The sequence below is a fragment of the Caulobacter sp. 17J65-9 genome (genome assembly GCF_010975005.1).
In the GTDB taxonomy this organism is placed as follows: domain Bacteria; phylum Pseudomonadota; class Alphaproteobacteria; order Caulobacterales; family Caulobacteraceae; genus 17J80-11.
Genome location: NZ_JAAIVC010000006.1, coordinates 44,362 through 64,466 on the forward strand (window position 1 = coordinate 44,362; position 20,105 = coordinate 64,466).

Genomic DNA, 20,105 nt, shown 5'->3' on the forward strand with positions numbered 1-20,105 from the left:
GCCGTGGCCGAGCTGCAGCTGAAGAGCTGGCGCTTCCGCGTCGAGCGCGAGGACGACTGGCGTCGTCTCGAAGCCCTGCTGCGCAAGGCGGAGAGCCAGTCGGCCAGCGCCCTGACCGACGAAGAGATCCTGGCCATGCCGGTGCTCTACCGCTCGGCCCTGTCCTCGCTGTCGGTGGCCCGCGCCACCTCGCTGGACCGCGGTCTGGTGGAGTACCTCGAGAACCTCTCCACCCGGGCCTACTTCTTCGTCTACGGCGCACGCTCCACCCTGGGCTCGCGGCTGCAGGGCTTCTTCGCCCGGGACTGGCCGCAGACCATCGCCGGCCTGTGGCGCGAGACCCTGGCCTCCTTCGCCCTGTTGGCCATCGGGGTGATCGCCGGCTACGTGCTGACCGGCCAGGACCCGGACTGGTTCTACTCGTTCATCCCGGCCGAGATGTCTGGCGGGCGCGATCCGACCGCCTCGACGGAGTCGCTGCGCGCCACCCTGTACGGCGCCGACCACAACGGCCTGTCGGTGTTCGCGACCTTCCTGTTCACCCACAACGCCCAGGTGGCCCTGCTGGCCTTCGCGCTGGGTTTCGCCTTCTGCCTGCCCTCAGCCCTGCTGGTCGCCTACCAGGGCGCGACGCTGGGCGCCTTCGTCTGGCTGTTCGTCAATCGCGGCCTGGGCTTCGAGGCGGTCGGCTGGCTGGCCATCCACGGGGTGACCGAGCTGTTCGCCATCGTGCTGGCGGGCGCCGCCGGCATCCGCATCGGCTGGGCCGTCGCCTTCCCGGGCGAGCGACCGCGGCTGGAAGCGGCGGCCGCGGCCGGCAAGACCGCGGGCGTGGCCATGGGCGGCGTGGTGGCCATGCTGTTCGTCGCCGGCATGCTTGAAGGCTTCGGCCGGCAGCTGATCACCCTGGACCTGGCCCGCTACGCCATAGCCGCCGGCACGGCGGTAATGTGGGGCCTCTACTTCTACTGGCCGCGTCGCCGGGAGGCGCTCGATGGCGCGCGCTGAGGCCGTCCGCAGAAGGAGCGGCGACGCGCCGCTGGTGCGCGAGCTGATCACGCCCGAAGGCGTCGATCTTCGGCTTCAGCTGGGCGACGCCGGCCAGCGCGCGGCCGCCTTCCTGCTGGACGGCGCGTTCATCGTCCTGGCCCTGATCGTCGTGTCCATCGCCGCGATCGGCGCGGCAATCGCCTCCGGCTTCAAGGAGGCCGGCGCGGAGATCGCCCTGATCGTCTGGCTGCTGGGCTTCTTCCTGCTCCGCAACGCCTACTTCCTGGCCTTCGAGCTGACGCCCCGGGCCGCCACGCCCGGCAAGCGGATCATGGGCCTGCGCGTGGCCGCGCGCGACGGCGGCCGGCTGACCGCCGACGCCGTCTTCGCCCGCAACGCGCTGCGCGAACTGGAGGTGTTCCTGCCCATGTCGGTGCTGGCCGCCCAGGCCCAGAACGGCGACGTCGAGGGCTGGATGTGGCTGCTGGCCCTGATCTGGAGCTGCATCTTCGTCTTCATGCCGCTGTTCAACCGCGACCGCCTGCGCTGCGGCGACCTGGTGGGCGGCACCTGGGTGGTGCGCACGCCCAAGCGCAAGCTGGAGCAGGACCTCGCCGACGACGCCGCCCTGCGCCTGAAGCGCTTCGCCTTCAGCCCGGCCCAGCTGGACGCCTACGGGGTGAAGGAGCTGCACGTGCTGGAGGACGTCCTGCGCGTGCGCCACCGCGCCACCATGTCAGAGGTGGCCGACCGCATCCGCCGCAAGATCGAGTGGGTGGCCGCGCCCAACGAGGACGCCGAGGACTTCCTGAACGCCTACTACGCCGCCCTGCGCGGCCGGCTGGAGGCGCGCCTGCTGATGGGCAAGCGCCGCGCCGACAAGCACGACAAGAGCTGAGGCGGCCTCAGTCGAACGCGGCGGCGAGCGTCTCGGCGCCTTCGCCTTCCCAGGCGGTTCTGAGCTCGTAATAGATCGTCGCGACGACGACGGAGCTGACCAGAGTCACACCCGCCATGGAGAAGGCGGCGATAGCGACCCGCACGTAGCCCCAAGTCGCGCCCGTCGCCACTGCGCCCACGATCAGTCCGAACCAGCAGACGAGCCCCATCAGGGAAAAGGCCGCAAGCAGGCCGAAAACCGGCCAGCGGTTCCCCCGCGTGAGCCGAACGCTCCGCTGGAAGCTCGCGAAAACCCCTCGCCGTTCGATGACGAGGGCTGGCGCCGCGGCCACCCACAGAACGGCTAGGACCAGCCCGGGGACGACCATAAGCAGGCCACCCAGGATCAGCGCCAAGGCTAAGATAAGAGAGAGCCCGAGAAGCGGGAGGAGACGGGCGAAGCCCTCCGTGAGGCATCGGGCGAGCGACGCGCGCTGCCCCTGGAGGTCGCGCACTGCACCGTAAACGATCGTGGCCTGCAGCAAGCACGCGCTCACGAGGATCGCGCCTGCGGCCACGAAGACATACGGGACAGCCGCCCCGGGCGACACCGAGTACGCGTATCGGAAACCGACGCCGAACAGGGCGCGCGGCGCAAAGCCCAAAGCCGCCGTGAGGACGGCGAAAGTCACGCAATTCCGCCGGAGCGCCCCGAACACCCGGCGCACGACGCGCGCCATCTCGAACCGCCCCACGGGCGCCGTCGCTATAGCCACCCCGGTCGCTCCCTCAGTCGAACGTGTCGTCGACCGGCGTGGTCCTGGTCGCCTTCAGCTCCCAGTAGATCGACGCGACGCCGAGCCCGGTGATCAGCGACATCACCGCGCCCACGAGCGACCGCGAGCCTGCGGCGGCCAGGGTCAGCAGGCCGGGGTTCTGGGGAATGGAGCTCCCCAGCATGTTCATGCTCGTGTCCAGCCCCGCGTAGGCGGCGGCCAGGCCCAGCCGGCTCGCCGCCTCGCGCAGGACCCAGCTGATCAGCAGGCCGGCGATCACGAGGCCGAACACGGGCCAGCGACGGCCCTTGGTGAGCCGGGCGCTGCGCCTCAGGCACTCGACCGCATCGAGCCGCTCGATCACCAGCATCGGCGCCGCGGCGATCCAGATCGTGGCCAGGAACAGGGCCGGCGCGATCAGCAGCACGGCGCCGGCCGCGAGAGCCAGGGTCATCAGGACGCCCAGGCCGACCAGCGGGAAGACGAAGCGCAGGCCCGCGTACAGCAGCACGTCCAGGCTGGTGCGCCGGCCGTTCAGGTCGCCGATCGCGGCGTAGATCAGGGCCGCCTGCAGCACCGCCCAGCCCAGCACGCTGCCGACCGCGCCAAGCGCGAAGGCGATCACCGCGGGCGCGCCTGAAACGCCGAGCGCCGCCGAGATGCCGAACGTGCTCATCCCCCAGTACATCGCCGCCTGCGGCAGGGCCGCGAACACGAAGCCGAACCAGAGGAAGACGGCGAGGTTGCGCCTCAGCAGCCCCAGGGTGCGCCTCACCACCCGCATCATGTCGAAGCGCGTCGGCGCTTCCGTGTCCTCGATCTCGACAGCAACCATCGTTCATTCCCCCCAGAATGAATTACGCCGGCCCGCAGGCCGTCCCTTCAGTCGAACACCGCCGCCAGCGGCCCCTCGCCCAGCCCTTCCTTGGCGGCGCGCAGTTCGTAGTAGAGCGTCGCGGCTCCGACGGCCCCGACCACGCCGGCGAGCGCCGGGGTCACGCCCTTGGCGCAGACGACCGCGAGCAGATAGGCGGCGTCCGGGGCCTGCTCCGCGAGCCGGCCGAACACCCACATGCCCCCGCGCTCCAGAATGATCTGGACCACGACCAGGCCGAGGATCTCCCAGCGATGGCCGCGGGTCAGCTCCGCGCTGCGCTGGAAGGCTTCGATCACGCCGCGTCCCTCGACCATCAGGGCCGGCCCGCCGACCGCCCAGGCCGTCAGCATCATCAGCCCCGGAACGAGGAGCAGGACCGCGCCGGCCGCCTGGGCCAGGCCCGCCAGGACCAGGAAGCCGGTCAGCGGCGCGAAGACCGCTAGCGCAGCCTTGAACGCCCCGCGCGGCCGCTTGCCGTTCAGGGTCCCGATGGTGGAATGGATGGCGATCCCCTGCATCAGGGCGAGGCCCACGAACCAGGCGGCGACCAGGGCCAGGCAGGCCGCCCACCAGCCCCCGCTCCCGGTCTCCAGGTCGCTATAGAACAGCAGCCAGACCCCGGCCGCCTGCGGCGCGCCCAGAAACACGAGCGCCGCAAGCCAGATCGCCGGCCTGCGGACCAAGACGCCCAGCGTTCGCGTCACGACCCGGCCGACCTCGAACGAGGCCGCCGGGCCCGCCGTCACTGCAACCATCAAGCTTACCCGATAAGAAAAACGCCGGCCCGAAGGCCGGCGCTTCGCGTCAGTCGAACACCGAGGCCAGGGCCTCGACGCCCACGCCTTCCTTGGCGGAGCGCAGTTCGTAGTAGATCGCCGCGATCCCCGCAGTGCCGACCAGGCTGGTGAACACGCTGGCCACGCCCTGGCCGAGCGCCGAGCCGAGGACCTGGCCGGTCGGGCCGCCGATCATGCCGATCACGCCCGCCACGCCGCCGAGCATCGCGCCGACGAGCCAGGTGACGACCAGATAAGCGACCCCCAGGCCGAAGATGGCCCAGCGGTTTCCGCGCGTCAGGTCGGCGCTGCGCCCGAAGGTTTCGGTCACGCCGCGCTGTTCGACGACCAGCACCGGGGCGGCGACGGCCCAGGCCACCGACAACATGATCCCCGGAACGATCAGCAGCAGGTAGCCGACCATGAAGGCCAGACCCATGAGGATGCCCAGGCCCAGCAGCGGCAGCATGAAGCGCCCGCCGGTCGACAGGGCCGAGCCGAAGGTGACGCGCTTGCCGTTCAGATCGGCCACCGTCCCGTGGGTGAGCGCCGCCTGCAGGACGAAGGTGCCCACGAACATGGCCAGGCCGCCGAGCGCCATCAGCGGGAAACTCGCGAAGTTCGGAGCGCCGCTCGCCGCGCTGAGGCCCATGGACCCGGCGCCCCAGTAGAGCAACACCTGCGGCAGGCCCGAAAGCAGGACCGCCAGGGCGCCGAAGGTCTGGGCGTTGCGGCCCAGGACCCCGAAGGTCCGTTGCACCACCCGCCCCATGTCGAAGCGCCCGACGCCGTCTGCTGTAACAGCCACCATCTCAATCCCCCGTGATCACAACTGCACCGGCCCGACGCCGGCGCGGGAAACACCAAACCCAGTCGTCTTAGATCGCCCCCGTGGCGGACAGCCCGCTCAGCGACGGAAATGCGCCGAACACGGCCGAAGACCGCGCCGGCGCAGGCCTCGTCAATCGAACACCGAGGCCAGGGCTTCGACGCCCACGCCTTCCTTGACCGCCCGCAGTTCGCAGTAGATCGCCGCGCCCCCGGCCGAGCCGACCACCGAGGTGACGACCGTGATCGCCGCCATGACCAGCGCCTGGACGACTGTCACGCCAGCGGTCTGGCCCGAAACCACGCCGCCAGCGGCGAGCCCCATCGACAGGCCGATGACCACGATCGAATAGACGGCAATCAGGCCGAACACCGGCCAGCGGCTGCCCTTGGTCAGACGGCTGCTGCGCGACAGGCTCTCGCCGACGCCCTTGTTCTCCATCACCACGGCGGGGACGGCCACCGCCCAGGCGGCCATCAGCATGCAGCCCGGAACGATCAGCAGCACGAAGGCCAGCCCGAGCCCCAGGCCCATCACGATCGCCAGGCCGAACAGGGCCAGGAAGTTGCGCAGGCCGACCTGCAAGGCCGCCTCGAGCGAGGGCTTCTTTCCGTTCAGATCCTTGACGGTGCAGTAGATGATCGCCGCCTGCAGGGTGTAGCTGCAGACCGTGGTGACCACCCACCCGACGATGCTGACCATGACGTTGGTGAAGCTCGCCGCCTCGGTGCGCACTTGCTGGCCGCCCAGCGTCACGACCAGATAGGGAAGCGCGCCGAACACCACGGCCAGTCCGCAGAACGGGATCAGATTGCGCCGGATCACCCCGAAGGTGCGCCGCACCACCCGGGCCATGTCGAAACGCCCGGCCGGGCCTTCCGCGAAGAGTTCAGCCGCAACCATTTGATTCCCCCACTTCACTGGGGCCGAAACTAGCACGCAACTTGAGCGTGCGTGTTAATGCGCGCCGTTGACCGGGCCTCGACCTACGGATACGGCCCTCCCCCGGCCGGATGCCCAGGGGCGCGAGCGTTTTGACTTCCTACGACGTGGTGGTGATCGGCGCGGGCGCGGCCGGCATGATGTGCGCGGCCGAGGCCGGCAAGCGCGGCCGGCGGGTGCTGATCGTCGACCACGCCGACAAGCCGGGTGAGAAGATCCGCATCTCCGGCGGCGGGCGCTGCAACTTCACCAATCTGCGCGCCAGCCCGGCCCAGTTCCTGTCGGCCAACCCGCGTTTCTGCATCTCGGCGCTCAGCCGCTACACCCAGCATGACTTCCTCAAGCTGGTCGAGCGGTACGGCATCGCCTGGCACGAGAAGACGCTCGGCCAGCTGTTCTGCGACGACTCGGCCCGGCAGATCATCGACATGATGCTCTCGGAGATGCGCGCCGTCGGGGTGGAGCTGCGGCTGGGCACGTCGGTCACCCGCGTGGCCAAGGCCGACGACGGCTTCGAGGTGTCCCTGTCGAATGGAACGGCGCGCTGCCGCTCGCTGGTGGTGGCCACCGGCGGCAAGTCGATCCCGAAGATGGGCGCGACCGGCTTCGGCTACGACCTGGCGCAGTACTTCGGCCTGCGCCTGGTCGAGACCCGCCCGGCGCTGGTCCCCCTCACCTTCGAGGTCGGCCTGCTGGAGCGGCTCAAGCCCCTGGCCGGGGTGGCGGTCGACCCAACCGTGATCGGCTGCGCCAAGACCCGCTTCGAAGAGGCCATGCTGTTCACCCACCGGGGCCTCAGCGGGCCGGCGGTGCTGCAGATCTCCTCCTACTGGCGCGAGGGCCAGGAAATCGTCGTCGACATGGCCCCGGGCGTGGACCTGTTCGAGGAGCTGCGCGCCGCGCGTCGCGAGCGCGCCCGCCAGGCCCTGGTCACCGTGCTGTCCGACCGCCTGCCCCGGCGCCTCGCCCAGCACATCGTCGAGACCGAAGGCGCCGCGGCCGGCAATGTCGGCGACCTGTCCGACAAGGTGCTACGCCGGGTGGCCGTGGCCGTGAACGCCTGGCGGGTAAAGCCGGTCGGCTCGGAGGGCTATCGGACGGCCGAAGTGACCCTGGGCGGGGTCGACACCCGCGACCTCGATTCCAAGACGATGGCGGCCCGCGACGTGCCGGGCCTGTATTTCGTCGGCGAGGTGGTCGACGTCACCGGCTGGCTGGGCGGCTACAATTTCCAGTGGGCCTGGTCGTCGGGCTGGGTGGCCGGGCAGACGGCTTAAAATCCGGTCAAGCCGCGTCGGCTCCGCTCACGGGCGCCACGCTTGCCTTCGTCACTTTGCCGTATAGCCGCAAAAGAGCACCGTAGGCATGTCCGTGCCGGGTGGTTCCGGGAAACACGCCAATCCGCTCCAATTCGCCGCTCGCACAGCCCAGTCGATATTGAACAAGTTTTAGCTCTCGTCCCGCAACCGGACGTCCGGGGTTTAGGGCGATTGATATCCCGTCAGTAATCGCCTCGGCGAAGCCGTTCAGCTCTGCAGCACCCTTCTCGTTCCCGCGCGCCGCCGCGAGGTCAGCATGCGTTCGGAACGCTGCGCGCGTTTCATACAGGACTTCCCGGTCGCGATCCTTACGCATCGAGAGATAGATCGCACCGGCAGCGGCGGCCGCTAGCACCAAGGCCAGTTCGGTCATAGTCGTTCCAATCGGCGCACCTTGCGCGAGAGCGTCGCCTATAACCGGCGAAAGCTTGTCCAAAAGCAAAGCCGCGAGCTCTTCAACGGTCCCCATTGGACGCCGCCCCCGCGACTCGCTAGCGTCACCGCAGTCGGGGAGCCTACCAATGAACACGAAGACCCTGCTCGCGGCGTGCGCGAGCGCTCTGGCCTTGTCGATGGCCGCGCCGGCCTTCGCCGCGGACGCGCCCAAGCCCTTCGCCGAAGTGGTGAAGGATATGAAGGCCGAGGTGGGCCTGCTGCCGGTCTACGTGGACGCCAAGCAGGGCAAGATCCTGCTGTCCCTGCCCAAGCCCGACACCCAGGGCGTTTCGGCCAGGTACCTGTACTTCACCGCGCTGCGCACCGGCCTGGGCTCCGCGCCGGTCGGCCTGGACCGCGCCAAGACCAGCGACGCCCAGGTTCTGGTGTTCCGCCGGGTCGGCAAGAAGGTCGTCGCCGAGCTGGAGAACCCGCGCTTCCGCGCCGCCAATGCGCCCGCCGACGAGCAGGCCGCCGCGCGCGACGCCTTCGCCTACTCCACCATCTGGGCCGGCGAAGTGGTTTCGGAAAACCCCGACGGCCGGCTGCTGGTCGACATCTCCAGTTTCCTGAACCGCGACGCCATGGGCGTGGCCGACACGCTGAAGCAGGCCGGCGAGAACGGCTGGAAGATGGTCGGCGACCTGACCATGGCCGATCCGTCCGCCGTGAAGGTCTTCCCCGAGAACCTGGAGTTCGAGGCGCGCCAGACCTTCGCCTCCGACACGCCGGGCCCGGAGGTGCGCAACATCGCGCCCGACCCGCGCCAGATCACCCTGGTGGTGCGCCACTCGCTGGTGAAGCTGCCCGACGACAATTACCAGCCGCGCCGCTTCGACCCGCGCACCGGCACCTTCTCGACCCAGGTGCTGGACTACGCCGCCCCGCTGGGCCAGCCGATCGTCCAGGACTTCGCCAACCGCTTCCGCCTGGAGAAGACCGACCCGAAGGCCGCGCGCTCCACGGTTAAGAAGCCGATCGTCTTCTACGTCGACCGCTCGGCCCCTGAGCCGATCCGCTCGGCCCTGGTCGAAGGCGCGGCCTGGTGGGCCAAGGCGTTCGACGACGCGGGCTATATCGACGCCTTCAGGGTCGAGGTCCTGCCCGAGGGCGTCGACCCGCTGGACGTCCGCTACAACGTCATCAACTGGGTCAACCGCGCCACCCGCGGCTGGTCCTACGGCCAGAGCCTGGTCGATCCGCGCACCGGCGAGATCGTCAAGGGCTCGGTGCTGCTGGGCTCGCTGCGCGTGCGCCAGGACATGCTGATCTTCGAAGGCCTGGTCGGCGCCGACAAGGTCGGGACCGGCGGCCCGAATGATCCCGTGCAGGTGTCGCTGGCCCGCATCCGCCAGCTGGCCGCCCACGAGACCGGCCACGCCATCGGCCTGGCCCACAACTTCGCGGCCTCCACCCAGGGCCGGTTCTCGGTGATGGACTATCCCGCCCCGCGCCTGAACCTGAAGGACGGCGAGATCGACCTGTCGGACGCCTACGGCGTGGGCGTCGGCCGCTGGGACGACTTCGCCATCGACTGGCTGTACGGCGACACGGCCGAGAGCCAGCAGCCGGCCAAGGCTCTGGCCGGCGTGAAGGAAGGCCTGCGCTACATCAGCGACGCCGACTCGCGCGCCGCCTCCACCGGCCAGCCGTACGGCAGCATCTGGGACGACGGCACGGACGCCGCCGCCGAGCTCTCGCGCATGATGGACGTGCGCAAGGCGGCCCTGGCCCGCTTCGGCGTCAACGCCCTTCACGCCAACGAGCCGGCCGCCAACTTGCGCCGCAAGTTCGTGCCGATCTGGCTGGTGCACCGCTATCAGGTCGAGGCCGCGGCCAAGCTGGTCGGCGGGATCGACTACGCCTACGCGGTCAAGGGCGACGGCCGCGAGGCCGCCCGCGCCGTGCCGGCCGCCGACCAGCGCCGGGCGCTGAGCGCCCTGATCGACACCCTGAAGCCCGAGGCGCTGGACGTGCCGGAAGCGATCGTGCCGCTGCTGTCGTCCGGCTGGTCGGGGTCCTACGACCGCCAGTTCGACATCGAGATCTTCCGCACGGCGGGCGAAGGCGTGTTCGACCCGCTGGCCGCCTCGGAAGCCGCCGCCAACCAGACGCTGAACGCCCTGCTGGCCCCGGAACGCCTGAACCGCGCCGCCGACCAGCACCGCCGCGACGAGGCCGCGCCCGGCGCCGACGAGATCGTCCAGAAGCTGATCGACGCGACCTTCGCCGCGCCGTCGGGCGAACCGCACCGGTTCGGCGACGTGCGCCGCCGCGTCGCCCGCCAAGCCGCCCTCCAACTGGCCGCCGCCAGCCGCGACACCGACCTGTCAGCCGGCGTGGCCGCCGAGATCGACCAGCGCCTGCACGAGCTGGCCGGCAAGCTGGCTAAGCGCGGCGGCGACCCGGCCGAGCGCGCCTGGGCCCAGAGCCTGTCGCGCCTGCTCTCCGATCGCGAGGCGCTGGACGCGGCGCTGAAGGACCAGGCCAAGGCCCGCGTCCCGGTCCCGCCGGGCATGCCGATCGGCGCGGGCGAATCCGACTGGATGGGGGATCTCTGACTTCCTTCTCCCCTTGTGGGAGAAGGACGGAGCCCGCGCACCGGAGCGCAAGCGGAGGTCCGCGCGGGAGGATGAGGGGTCGCGCGCCGGGCGGCCACATCGGCGTCCGGGCGCCGCCGTCTTCCGTCGTGCGACCCCTCATCCTCCCGCGCAGGCCTTCGCCCGCAAACGGGCTCCGGCGCGCGGGACCCTCCTTCTCCCACAAGGGGAGAAGGAGCCCGTCGAATTACGGACGGAACGATCCGGGGCTTCCAACGGTCTAGCCGGGGTCCACGGAGTTCCAGCTTGGCCGACGTCCCCACGCGTTTCGCATGCCTGCTTTTCGCCGGCGCCGCCGCTTTTCTCGCCGGCGGCTCGAGCTGCGGCGCACAGAGCGCGGTCGACCACAGCCGCATGACCCTGACCTTCGACGACGAGTTCGACCGCTTCGACCGGCGGGCCGACTGGAGCGGGGCGGGCGTGTGGAACACCACCTTCGGGCCGGGCCGGGCCTTCGACACCCGAACCCTGCCCAACAACGCCGAGAAGCAGGTCTACATGGACGTCGACTTCGCCGGGGCCGCCAAGGCGCCGCTGGAGGTCGACCCGTTCTCGGTGAAGGACGGCGTGCTGACCATCACCGCCGAGCCGTCGAGCCGCGAGGTCAAGGCGGCGACGGGCGGCTACGCCTACACCTCGGGCCTGATCAACACTCGCGACACCTTCAGCCAGCAGTACGGCTATTTCGAAATGCGCGCCCAGCTGCCGGCCGGTCAGGGCCTGTGGCCGGCCTTCTGGCTGCTGCCCCAGGCCGGCGGCTGGCCGCCCGAGATCGACGTGATGGAGGTGCTGGGGAACGAGCCCGGCGTGGTCCACACCTCGACCCATTCGAAGGGCCCGGGCGCCAACGTCACCGAGCACGCCGCCACCAAGGTGGCCGACACCTCCCAGGGCTTCCACACCTACGGGGTGCGCTGGGACGCGGCGGAGATCGTCTGGTACGTCGACGGCCGCGAGGTGTTTCGCACCGACACGCCCCACGACATGCACCAGCCCATGTACCTGCTGGCCAACCTGGCCGTCGGCGGCAAGTGGCCGGGCGATCCGGACGCCGGCACGCCGTTCCCGGCGCAGATGCGGATCGACTACATCCGCGTCTACCAGTTCAAGCCGGCGAAGGGCGGAGCGGCGCGCTAGCTCCTTCTCCCCTTGCGGGAGAAGGACGGAGCCCGCGCCCCGGAGCGTGAGCGCAGGGCCGCGCGGGAGGATGGGCCGCCGCTGCAAAAGCGATCGGCGCCACGATCCGAGACCGCGGCGCCGACACCCTCATCCGGCACGCTCCGCGCGCCACCTTCTCCCGCAAGGGGAGAAGGTCAGTTTTTCAGGAACGCGCTCACCTCGTCGGCGAACACCTTCGGCTGGTCGAACATGATGAAGTGGTCGCTGTCGGGGATCCGCTTCAGGGTCGCGGCCGGCAGGCTCACGAAGGACGCCTTGTAGAACCCCTCCATCTGCGCGTCGGTCACCGGCGCGTTGTTGCCGCGGACGAACAGCACGGTCAGCGGGGCGCTGATCGACTTCAGCTCCGGGCGCAGGTCGGTCAGGATCAGCTCGGCGAAGGCGCGGGCCGAAACGTCCTGATCGCTGGCCTGGGCGTCGGCCAGGGCCAGGGGGCGCATGTCGACCGTGCGGATCATGCCGGCGATGGTGGCGTTCAGGGCGGCGGCGCGCTGGGCGTCGTTGGCCTCGACCATGCTCTTGCGGATCCGTTCCGCGGTCGGCTTCAGGCTCTCGGACGTCGACCCGGGCGGGCCGAACATGGCGCCCATGAACGGCAGCATGTCGACGACCATGACCTTGCTGACCTCGTCGGGGTGACGGGCCGCGACCATCATGGCCATGGTGCCGCCCATGGAGTGGCCGATCACGGCCGGCTTCTTCAGGTGCTGTTCGGAGATGTAGCGGGCGATCTCCTCGGCCGCCGGGGCGGCGACGTCGCCGGTCGTGGCGCCGCCCACCGGCGCGCCGGCGAAGCCGTTCAGCTGCACCAGGTGGAACCGGTAGCCCGGGTGATCCTTCACCGTCTGCTCCCACACCTTCGGCGAGGACGACAGGCCCGGGATCAGCACGACGTCGGGGCCTTGGCCGACCGTGGTGACGATGATGCGGTCGCTCTTGAACGGCGCCTTGGCCTGCGCCGGCGCGGCCACGGCGACGACGGCGGCCAGCGCCAGGGTCAGCAAACGAAACATGAGGGCTCCTCCCGCGCGGCCCGCCCCTGCGTCCGCGTCATGACGAAGAACTTTGCATCATAAAGTGAAACTGTCAAGCTGGGAGAACGGAGGTCGATCTCCCCCCGAGCGGAGCGCTGGGGGGAGCAGGCGGCGCAAGCCGCCGAGGGGGGCTCCGGCGGAGTGCGATGGCAGCCGTCGCGCGAACCCAGCCCCCTCCACCGCTTCGCGGTCCCCCTCCCCCAGCGCTTCGCTAGGGGGAGGATTTGCCCCTCCCCTCACGCCTTCAGCCGGTAGCCGGTCTTGAAGATCCAGCTGACGATCGTCAGGCACAGCAGCAGGAAGGCGCCGGTGGCCGCCAGGCTCCACCACACGCCCACGTCCGACACCCCGAAGAAGCTCCAGCGGAAGCCTGAGACCAGGTAGACGACCGGGTTGAACAGGGTGATCTGCCGCCAGGGCTCGGGCAGCATGTCGATCGAATAGAAGGCGCCGCCCAGGAAGGTCAGCGGCGTGACGATCAGCATGGGCACGATCTGCAGCCGCTCGAAGCCGTCGGCCCAGATGCCCAGCACGAAGCCGAACAGGCTGAAGGTCACCGCGGTCAGCGCCAGGAAGCCGGCCATCCACACCGGATGGGCGATCTCGAACGGCACGAACAGGCGCGCCGTGGCCAGCATGATCGTGCCCAGGATCACCGACTTGGTGGCCGCCGCGCCGACATACCCGATGACGATCTCGGTCGAACTGATCGGCGCCGACAGCACTTCGTAGATCGTGCCGGAGAACCTCGGCAGGTAGATCCCGAAGGAGGCGTTGGAAATGCTCTCGGTCAGGATCGACAGCATGATCAGGCCCGGCACGATGAAGGCGCCGTACTGGATCCCGTCGATGGCGACCATGCGCGAGCCGATCGCCGAGCCGAACACGATGAAATACAGCGAGACCGAGATCACCGGCGACAGGATGGACTGCATCAGCGTCCGCCAGGTGCGCGCCAGCTCGAAGAAGTAGATGGCTCTAATGGCGTGCAGGTTCACTTACCGCCCCCTCACCAGGTTGACGAAGATCTCCTCCAGCGAGGTCTCCTTCGTCTGCAGGTCCTTGAAGTCGACGCCGTGCGCGGCCAGGCGGCGCAGCAGGGCGGCGATGCCGGTTTCGTCGGCGTGGGCGTCGAAGGTGTAGACCAGCGAGTGGCCGTCGGCCGACAGCTCCAGCGGTTCGTCCTCGAAGCCGGCCGGCAGGGCGCTCAGCGGCGCCTGCAGGTGCAGGGTCAGCTGCTTCTTGCCCAGCTTGCGCATCAGGACGTGCTTGTCCTCGACCAGGATCAGCTCGCCCTTCGAGATCACCCCGATCCGGTCGGCCATCTCCTCGGCCTCCTCGATGTAGTGGGTGGTCAGGATGACGGTGACGCCGCGCTCGCGAAGACCGCGGACCATCTCCCACATCTCGCGGCGCAGCTCGACGTCGACGCCGGCGGTGGGCTCGTCCAGGAACAGGATGTCGGGTTCGTGGGCCAGCGCCTTGGCGATCATCACCCGGCGCTTCATGCCCCCCGACAGGGTCATGATCTTGTTCTTGCGCTTGTCCCACAGGGCCAGGTCCTTGAGGACCTTCTCCAGCAGCTTGCGGTTCGGGCCCTTGCCGAACAGGCCGCGGCTGAACTTCACCGTGTCCCAGACCCGCTCGAACATGTCGGTCGACAGTTCCTGGGGCACCAGGCCGATCTTGCGGCGGGCGGCCTTGAAGTCCTTCACCACGTCGTGGCCGTCGGCCAGCACCGTGCCCGTGGTCGGGTTGACGATGCCGCAGACGATGCTGATCAGGGTGGTCTTGCCGGCCCCGTTCGGCCCCAGCAGGGCGAAGATCTCGCCCTTGCGGATTTCCAGGTCGACGTTCTTGAGCGCCTGGAAGCCGCCCTTGTAGGTCTTCGACAGACCCGAAACCGAGATGATCGGCTGCACGCGGCCCCCGCTCCAGTGACGCCCTGTCCTCAGATACCGGCGCTCCCGCGCCGGCGCTAGAGGCCGGAACCATCGGGGGTGTGCACCGTTCGGCGCGGGAGGGGGACGGGCTTCGTCAGGAGGCCCGATCCATGCGTATCGCTTCACGCGTTCTTCTCGCCGCCGCCCTGCTGGCGGCCGCCCCGGCGCTGGCCGAACCGCCGGCCCGCTCGGACTCGGTCAAGCAGGACGACGATCCCTACATCGAAGGACCGAGCACGCCGCAGCGCACCCCCACGCCGCGCGAGCCGGCGCTGGAACAGACCACGCCCGCCCAGACCCGCCAGTACATGCTCAAGACCGACGACGAGGGCCGGCTGATCTCGAACGCGCCGATCCCCGACACCCACGCCAATCGCGAGCGCTACGGCCAGCCGCTGTCGAACGCCGGACGCCGCTCGCCGGCCAAGGGCAACTAAGGCCGCCGCCCCTCCCCGCGCGGCTCGCCGGAGCCCGGGTCGGTGCGGGTCGGGCTGTCCTTCTGCGCCCGCGCGCCCTTCGGCTCGGTGGCCGGCCGCGGCGGACGGCCATCGCCGGCGGGGCGCAGGTCCTCGTTCTCGACTTCGCGGTTCTTGGGGCGATCGGGCATGGCGGGCCTCCTTTGTGGGGAGGGAACGCGTGACGGCCGCCTCCGATCAGCGCTCGTCGGCGGCCGCGCCAGTAGCGGGGGCTTCCGGCGCCCCGACAGCTCGACGCTGCTCGGCAAGCATGGCGGCAGCTTCCTGACTTCCCCCATCGGCGGCCAAGCGCAGCCATTTGGCGCTCTCGGCGAGGTCGGGAGGGCCGCCGCTCGCGCCCGCCGCAAAGGCCTTAGCGATGATCAATGCTTGCGCGGCAGCCGGGTCTTTGGCCTGCTCGTCGTCAACCGTCGAGTACCCGCATCGCGGGCCGCAACGGCGGAACCAATACATGGCGCGCGACGAGTCTTTAGGGATGTCGCCCCAACCGAAGGCATACGCCTGTCCAACCAGACGCTGCGCCTCCTTGCTTCCGAGTTGAGCCAACGGCGTCCAGTGGCGCAGGGCCCCAGGTCCGTCGCCCCCCTTAGCCGCCTTCATCCCCTCATCGATCTCATGGCCCCAAAGGAGCCACCCGGTCACGCCAACTCCGAGTAATGCAGCGACCGAGATTGGAATCGTTATCCATCCAATTTTCATGGTGCCAGCCGTGGAGAGACTTGGCTGCGAGCTGTCAGGTTCCAGCGGAGTGCGACGGAGCCTGGGTCTCGCGGTCAAGGTAGGAGTGTTCATGGAAGGACAGGCCGCAGCCGTCACAGGTCTCGCCCCACGGCGCTCCGCTGATCGGGAACCGGAACACCTTGAAGGCACGGGTCAGGCATCGCGGACAGCGCAGGAGGACGATGGATCCGATCGCCGAGACGGGCAGCGCGACGAGGGCCGGAAGTTGCAGCGCGGATGGCCCCCAGAACACGACCACGATCCAGAAAAGCGGGAGCCCCCAATACGCGAGAAGGTTGGCGGAGAAGATCGACAGATAGCTGATCGACCATAGGAGCCACGCGAACAGCAGGAAGACGCCGACAATCCCGCTGTCGACGCCGGTGACGGCTGTCAGGTCCGGTTGGTAGGTCGCTGCGACGCCGAGGCCGGCGAAGAGGGCTGTCGAAACCAGCAACCACACGACCTTCCGACGCCGACGCTGTGCGTCACGCCGCGGATCAGCCGACCTGCCCCCGACAACCCACAAGGCGGCGCAGAGTGCGGCCACCGTGACGGCCACGACGACGTGGTAGGTCCCACGGTCGTCGAGAACGAACTGCCCGCCGACCAGCACAACCGCCGCCGCCATGACGAGCAGCGTGATGATCAATCCACGACGCACGTCGGCCCTCCCCCGCGCCTACAACCGCTCCAGCTTGAGCCAGCCGCGTTCGCCCTTCCACGCCTTCTCCAGGTAGGCGCGGGTGCGCATCTCGGCGGCCTTGTCGCCCAGGGCTTCATGCGCCTCGGCCAGGCCGTACAGGGCCCAGGCGTTCTCCGGGTGGCGGGTCAACAGGGTCGTGAAGGTCGCGCGCGCGTCGGCGGCCTTGCCGGCCGCGAGCTGGGCCGCGCCCAGCGACTGGCGCACCGGGAAGTACCAGTAGGGCGGCTCCTGGTAGACCAGCTGGTCCTCCAGCGCGGCCGCCGTCTCGAAGTGGCCGATGGCCCGCTCAAAGGCGCCCTGGCGGTAGGCCAGGCGGCCCTGGGCGACCTCCTCGGCCAGGCTCAGCAGGGTGCGGGCCGGCAGGCCGCCGCCCTCCTCGGCCGAGAAGTCGGCGGTCTCGCGCAGCTTGCGCAGCTCGGCCAGCTCGCGATCGAAGCCGGCCTTGTCGTCCTGCATGGCGTAGGCGACCACGCGCGAATAGCGCCACATGCCGGTCGCATAAGGCAGCCGCTTGTCTGGGGCCGGCTGGGCCAGGATCTCGGCCGGGCTGCTGAACTGGGCGTGGGCGAAAGATGGGGCGGCCCAGATCGCCTGCACCCACGGGATGCGCTGGGCGACGCCGACGTCGAGCGTCTTCATCAGCCGCGCGGACTCGGCCAGAGCCGCGTTCCGGTCGCCGGTCATCTGGGCCGACGTCACCAGGAAGTGCACGTTGTGGGGGTAGTAGGCGTACCGGTACATGTCCGAGCCCGGATTGGCCTTCAGGAAGGCCTCGTCGGCCCGCACGGCGGCGACGTTGGCGTCGTAGGAGTCCTGGAAGCGGCCGCGCACGAAGTAGATGTGCGCGGGCATGTGGGCCAGATGCCCGGCCGTCGCGTTGCGGCGCAGACGATCGGCGTAGGGTTCGGCCCGTTCCGGGGTCCTCGAGGCCTCGACCAGGTGGATGTACAGGTGGTCGGCCTGCGGGTGGTCGGGGTTGCGCTTCAGCACCTGTTCGACCCGCTCGACCGCCCAGCCGGCTTGGCCCTTGGGCGTCACGCCGTCGGCGTCCCAGTAGTCCCAGGGCTGGGTGTTCATGACCGCCTCGGCCGCCATGATCTGGACCTCGTCGGAAGCCGGGAAACGCTCGGCGGCCTGGCGCATGGAGGCGGCGAAGGCCTTGTCCAGCGCGGCGCGGTCGGCGTTCGGATCGGACGAGTAGCGCAGCTGGATGGCCTGGATCAGGGCCTGCTCCAGCGGCGTGGTCGAGGCCGCCCGGGCGGCGGCCTTCCGGGCGGCGGCGATCGCGTCCGGCGTCTCGCCGGCGTCCATCGGGGCGTTGATGTTGGGACCGCGCGCCCAGGCCTCGCCCCAGAAGCACATGGCGCAGGTCACGTCCGCGGCCTGGGCCTTGCGGAACGAGCGGATGGCCGCGTCGTGGTTGAAGTTGTAGGCCAGCATCAGGCCCTGGTCGAACCAGGCTTGGGCTTCCGGGCTGTTCGTGCTGATCTTCAGTCGCGTCGGGCCCAGCTCGGGCATCCGCTGGATATCCGTCGCCGACGGGCGGCTCGTCTCGTACCCGGCCGCCGCCAGCAGGCGCATGCGCAGGCCCAGGCCGGAAGCGCCCTTCGACCCGCACATGGCCGCGCCCTGGGCCAGCGGATCGAACGCGTCGGTCGACGGCGGCGCGGCGGCCGCTCCGAGCAGCAGCGACGCCGCGCCCGCGAACCCCAGAACCTTCAGCTGTTCCATTCCCCGCCTCCATCGAAGCGAGCGCGCTCTCCCCATGCGGGAGACGCCACTCGCCGCAAGTGTCCGTAGCGAAGGGACAGGAAGCGGCGCCGGGCGTCAAGGAACGACGGTCTCCCCTTCTCCCCTTGCGGGAGAAGGTGGCCGGCGGAGCCGGCCGGATGAGGGGTGACAGCGCCGAGGTTTCAGAACGAAGAGCGTGGTCACGCCAGTCGGTTCAGGCGTCGCGCCGACACCCCTCATCCGACGCGCTCCGCGCGCCACCTTCTCCCGCAAGGGGAGAAGGAGAGATCACAATCTTTCCAGCTTCAGCCAGCCGGGCTCGCCCTTCCAGGCCTTGGCCAGCGCCGCACGGCTCTGGGCCGCGCCGGCCTTGTCGCCCAGCGAGGCCTGCGCCTCGGCCAGGCCGTACAGCGCCCAGGCGTCGTTCGGGTGGCGGGCCAGCACGGTCGTGAATGTCTGCCTGGCGTCGGCGGCGCGACCGGCCTTCAGCTGGGCCACGCCCAGCGACTGGCCGACGGGGTAGTACCAGAACGGGGGCTCCATGTAGGGCACCTGCGCCTCCAGCTCGGCCGCCTTCTGGAAGTAGGCGACCGCGCGCTCGTAGGCGCCCTGCTGCATGGCCAGGCGCCCCCAGGCCACCTGCTCGGCCAGGCTGAGCAGGGTGCGGGCCGGGAAGCCGCCGGCCTCCATGACGGTGAAATCGCTGCCGTCGCGCACCTTGCGCAGCTCGATCAGCTCCAGCTCCACGCCCTTCGGGTCGTCCTTCAAGGCGTTCGCCACCGCCCGCGAATAGCGCCACATGCCCACCGCATAGGGCAGGCGCGCGTCCGGCCCTGGCTGAGCCAGAATCTCGGCCGGCGGGCTGTACTGGGCGTAGGCGAAGGACGGCGCCGCCCAGATCGCCTGCACCCAGGGCGCACGCATTGCCGTCTCCACGTCCAGCACCGAGCGCAGGCGCGCGGCCTCGGTGAGCGCGGCGTTACGGTCGCCGGCCATCTGCGCCGACGCCACCAGGAAGTGCACGTTGTGGGGGTAGTAGCCGTAGCGATAGATCGCCGACTCCGGATTGGCCTTGAAGAAGGCCTCGTCGGCGCGCACGGCCGCGAGGTTGGACTGGTACGAGTCCTCGAACCGCCCGACCCGGAAGTAGATGTGGGCCGGCATGTGCACCAGGTGGCCGGCGGTCGGCACCAGCGGCTTGTTCAGGCGGTCGGCGGCGGCCTCGGCGCGTTGCGGGGTCTTCGAGGCCTCGACCAGGTGGATGTACAGGTGGTCGGCCTGCGGGTGGTCGGGATTGCGCTTCAGCACCTGTTCGACCCGCGCGATGGCCCAGCCGATCTGGCCCTTGGGGGTGACGCCGTCCGCCTCCCAGTAGTCCCAGGGCCGCGTGTCCATCACGCTCTCGGCGGCCATCAGCTGAACGTCGTCGTCAGCCGCGAAGCGGTCGGCCACCGCCTGCATGGCCGTGGCGAAGTCGCGGTCGAGCACGGCGCGGTCGGCCTTCGGATCGAGCGAGTAGCGCGTCGCCACCGCCTGGATCAGGGCCTGCTCCATCGGCGTCGCCTTACCGGCCAGCGCCTGCGCCTTCTTCGCCGCCGCGACGGCGTCGGGGGTCTGTCCGCCGTCCATGGGCGCGTTGATGTTGGGGCCGCGCGCCCACGCCTCGCCCCAGAAGCACATGGCGCAGGTCGGATCGGCGGCTTGCGCCTTGCGGAACGAGCGGATCGCCGCGTCGTGGTTGAAGCCGTAGGCCAGCATCAGGCCCTGGTCGAACCAGGCCTGGGCGTCGGGACTGGTGGTGGTGATCTTCACCCGGGTCGGGCCGAGGTCCGGGATGCGCTGGATGTCGCCTGTCGCCGCCGGCGCCTCCAGCGCCGCGGCCGCCGCCAGTGG

At 70.0% G+C, this 20,105-nt stretch carries 20 protein-coding genes; 6 read left to right on the plus strand and 14 right to left on the minus strand.

Features of this window, described 5'->3' with window-relative positions; translation table 11 throughout:
- Positions 1-3: 3 nt before the first annotated feature.
- Positions 4-1,008, plus strand: coding sequence for a stage II sporulation protein M (locus tag G3573_RS02320; RefSeq protein WP_163259233.1), 1,005 nt, complete (start codon positions 4-6; stop codon positions 1,006-1,008).
- On the plus strand, positions 995-1,888 hold the full coding sequence (locus tag G3573_RS02325) for an RDD family protein (protein WP_163259234.1): 894 nt from the start codon (positions 995-997) through the stop codon (positions 1,886-1,888). The genes G3573_RS02320 and G3573_RS02325 overlap by 14 nt, the downstream gene beginning before the upstream one ends.
- 7 nt (positions 1,889-1,895) lie before the next feature.
- Here G3573_RS02325 and G3573_RS02330 read toward each other — a convergent pair whose 3' ends face one another.
- The 5 genes from G3573_RS02330 to G3573_RS02350 form a co-directional block, all read right to left on the minus strand.
- Positions 1,896-2,609 (minus strand): hypothetical protein, encoded by a 714-nt coding sequence (locus G3573_RS02330; RefSeq protein WP_163259235.1) that lies wholly within the window; start codon positions 2,607-2,609, stop codon positions 1,896-1,898.
- 49 nt (positions 2,610-2,658) lie between these two features.
- Positions 2,659-3,480, minus strand: coding sequence for a hypothetical protein (locus G3573_RS02335; protein WP_163259236.1), 822 nt, complete (start codon positions 3,478-3,480; stop codon positions 2,659-2,661).
- Positions 3,481-3,527: 47 nt separating this feature from the next.
- The gene (locus G3573_RS02340) at positions 3,528-4,277 is read right to left on the minus strand and encodes a hypothetical protein (protein ID WP_163259237.1); all 750 of its coding nucleotides are present in this window, start codon (positions 4,275-4,277) and stop codon (positions 3,528-3,530) included.
- 49 nt (positions 4,278-4,326) lie between these two features.
- A complete protein-coding gene (locus G3573_RS02345; RefSeq protein WP_163259238.1) occupies positions 4,327-5,109 on the minus strand; it encodes a hypothetical protein in 783 nt (260 codons plus the stop codon).
- Between the two features lie 150 nt (positions 5,110-5,259).
- Complete coding sequence (locus G3573_RS02350; RefSeq protein WP_163259239.1) at positions 5,260-6,030, minus strand: hypothetical protein; 771 nt, start codon at positions 6,028-6,030, stop codon at positions 5,260-5,262.
- 131 nt (positions 6,031-6,161) lie between these two features.
- On the opposite strand from G3573_RS02350, the gene G3573_RS02355 reads away from it, so the two are divergent.
- Complete coding sequence (locus G3573_RS02355; protein WP_163259240.1) at positions 6,162-7,346, plus strand: NAD(P)/FAD-dependent oxidoreductase; 1,185 nt, start codon at positions 6,162-6,164, stop codon at positions 7,344-7,346.
- Positions 7,347-7,353: 7 nt separating this feature from the next.
- Here G3573_RS02355 and G3573_RS02360 read toward each other — a convergent pair whose 3' ends face one another.
- Complete coding sequence (locus tag G3573_RS02360; protein ID WP_163259241.1) at positions 7,354-7,761, minus strand: hypothetical protein; 408 nt, start codon at positions 7,759-7,761, stop codon at positions 7,354-7,356.
- A 148-nt stretch (positions 7,762-7,909) separates the two neighbouring features.
- Here G3573_RS02360 and G3573_RS02365 point away from each other — a divergent pair, with 148 nt between their 5' ends.
- Complete coding sequence (locus tag G3573_RS02365; protein ID WP_163259242.1) at positions 7,910-10,384, plus strand: zinc-dependent metalloprotease; 2,475 nt, start codon at positions 7,910-7,912, stop codon at positions 10,382-10,384.
- 285 nt (positions 10,385-10,669) lie between these two features.
- The gene (locus G3573_RS02370) at positions 10,670-11,560 is read left to right on the plus strand and encodes a glycoside hydrolase family 16 protein (protein ID WP_205598023.1); all 891 of its coding nucleotides are present in this window, start codon (positions 10,670-10,672) and stop codon (positions 11,558-11,560) included.
- Positions 11,561-11,736: 176 nt separating this feature from the next.
- Here G3573_RS02370 and G3573_RS02375 read toward each other — a convergent pair whose 3' ends face one another.
- From G3573_RS02375 to G3573_RS02385, 3 genes are all read right to left on the minus strand, one after another.
- On the minus strand, positions 11,737-12,615 hold the full coding sequence (locus G3573_RS02375; RefSeq protein WP_163259243.1) for an alpha/beta hydrolase: 879 nt from the start codon (positions 12,613-12,615) through the stop codon (positions 11,737-11,739).
- A 257-nt stretch (positions 12,616-12,872) separates the two neighbouring features.
- Complete coding sequence (locus tag G3573_RS02380; protein ID WP_163259244.1) at positions 12,873-13,634, minus strand: ABC transporter permease; 762 nt, start codon at positions 13,632-13,634, stop codon at positions 12,873-12,875.
- Entirely contained in the window at positions 13,635-14,558 is a 924-nt protein-coding gene (locus G3573_RS02385; RefSeq protein WP_163259245.1) for an ABC transporter ATP-binding protein, read from the minus strand.
- A 131-nt stretch (positions 14,559-14,689) separates the two neighbouring features.
- On the opposite strand from G3573_RS02385, the gene G3573_RS02390 reads away from it, so the two are divergent.
- Positions 14,690-15,016: a hypothetical protein gene (locus tag G3573_RS02390; protein ID WP_163259246.1), complete on the plus strand. Its 327-nt coding sequence runs from the start codon at positions 14,690-14,692 to the stop codon at positions 15,014-15,016.
- On the opposite strand, the gene G3573_RS02395 is transcribed toward G3573_RS02390, so the two are convergent.
- From G3573_RS02395 to G3573_RS02415, 5 genes are all read right to left on the minus strand, one after another.
- Entirely contained in the window at positions 15,013-15,186 is a 174-nt protein-coding gene (locus G3573_RS02395) for a hypothetical protein (protein ID WP_163259247.1), read from the minus strand. The genes G3573_RS02390 and G3573_RS02395 overlap by 4 nt on opposite strands.
- 46 nt (positions 15,187-15,232) lie before the next feature.
- On the minus strand, positions 15,233-15,697 hold the full coding sequence (locus G3573_RS02400; RefSeq protein ID WP_163259248.1) for a sel1 repeat family protein: 465 nt from the start codon (positions 15,695-15,697) through the stop codon (positions 15,233-15,235).
- 91 nt (positions 15,698-15,788) lie between these two features.
- The gene (locus G3573_RS02405) at positions 15,789-16,439 is read right to left on the minus strand and encodes a hypothetical protein (protein WP_163259249.1); all 651 of its coding nucleotides are present in this window, start codon (positions 16,437-16,439) and stop codon (positions 15,789-15,791) included.
- An 18-nt stretch (positions 16,440-16,457) separates the two neighbouring features.
- On the minus strand, positions 16,458-18,212 hold the full coding sequence (locus tag G3573_RS02410; protein ID WP_163259250.1) for a tetratricopeptide repeat protein: 1,755 nt from the start codon (positions 18,210-18,212) through the stop codon (positions 16,458-16,460).
- A gap of 288 nt (positions 18,213-18,500) precedes the next feature.
- Positions 18,501-20,105, minus strand: a 1,605-nt coding sequence (locus G3573_RS02415; RefSeq protein ID WP_163259251.1) for a tetratricopeptide repeat protein, incomplete at its 5' end; no start/stop codon positions are given.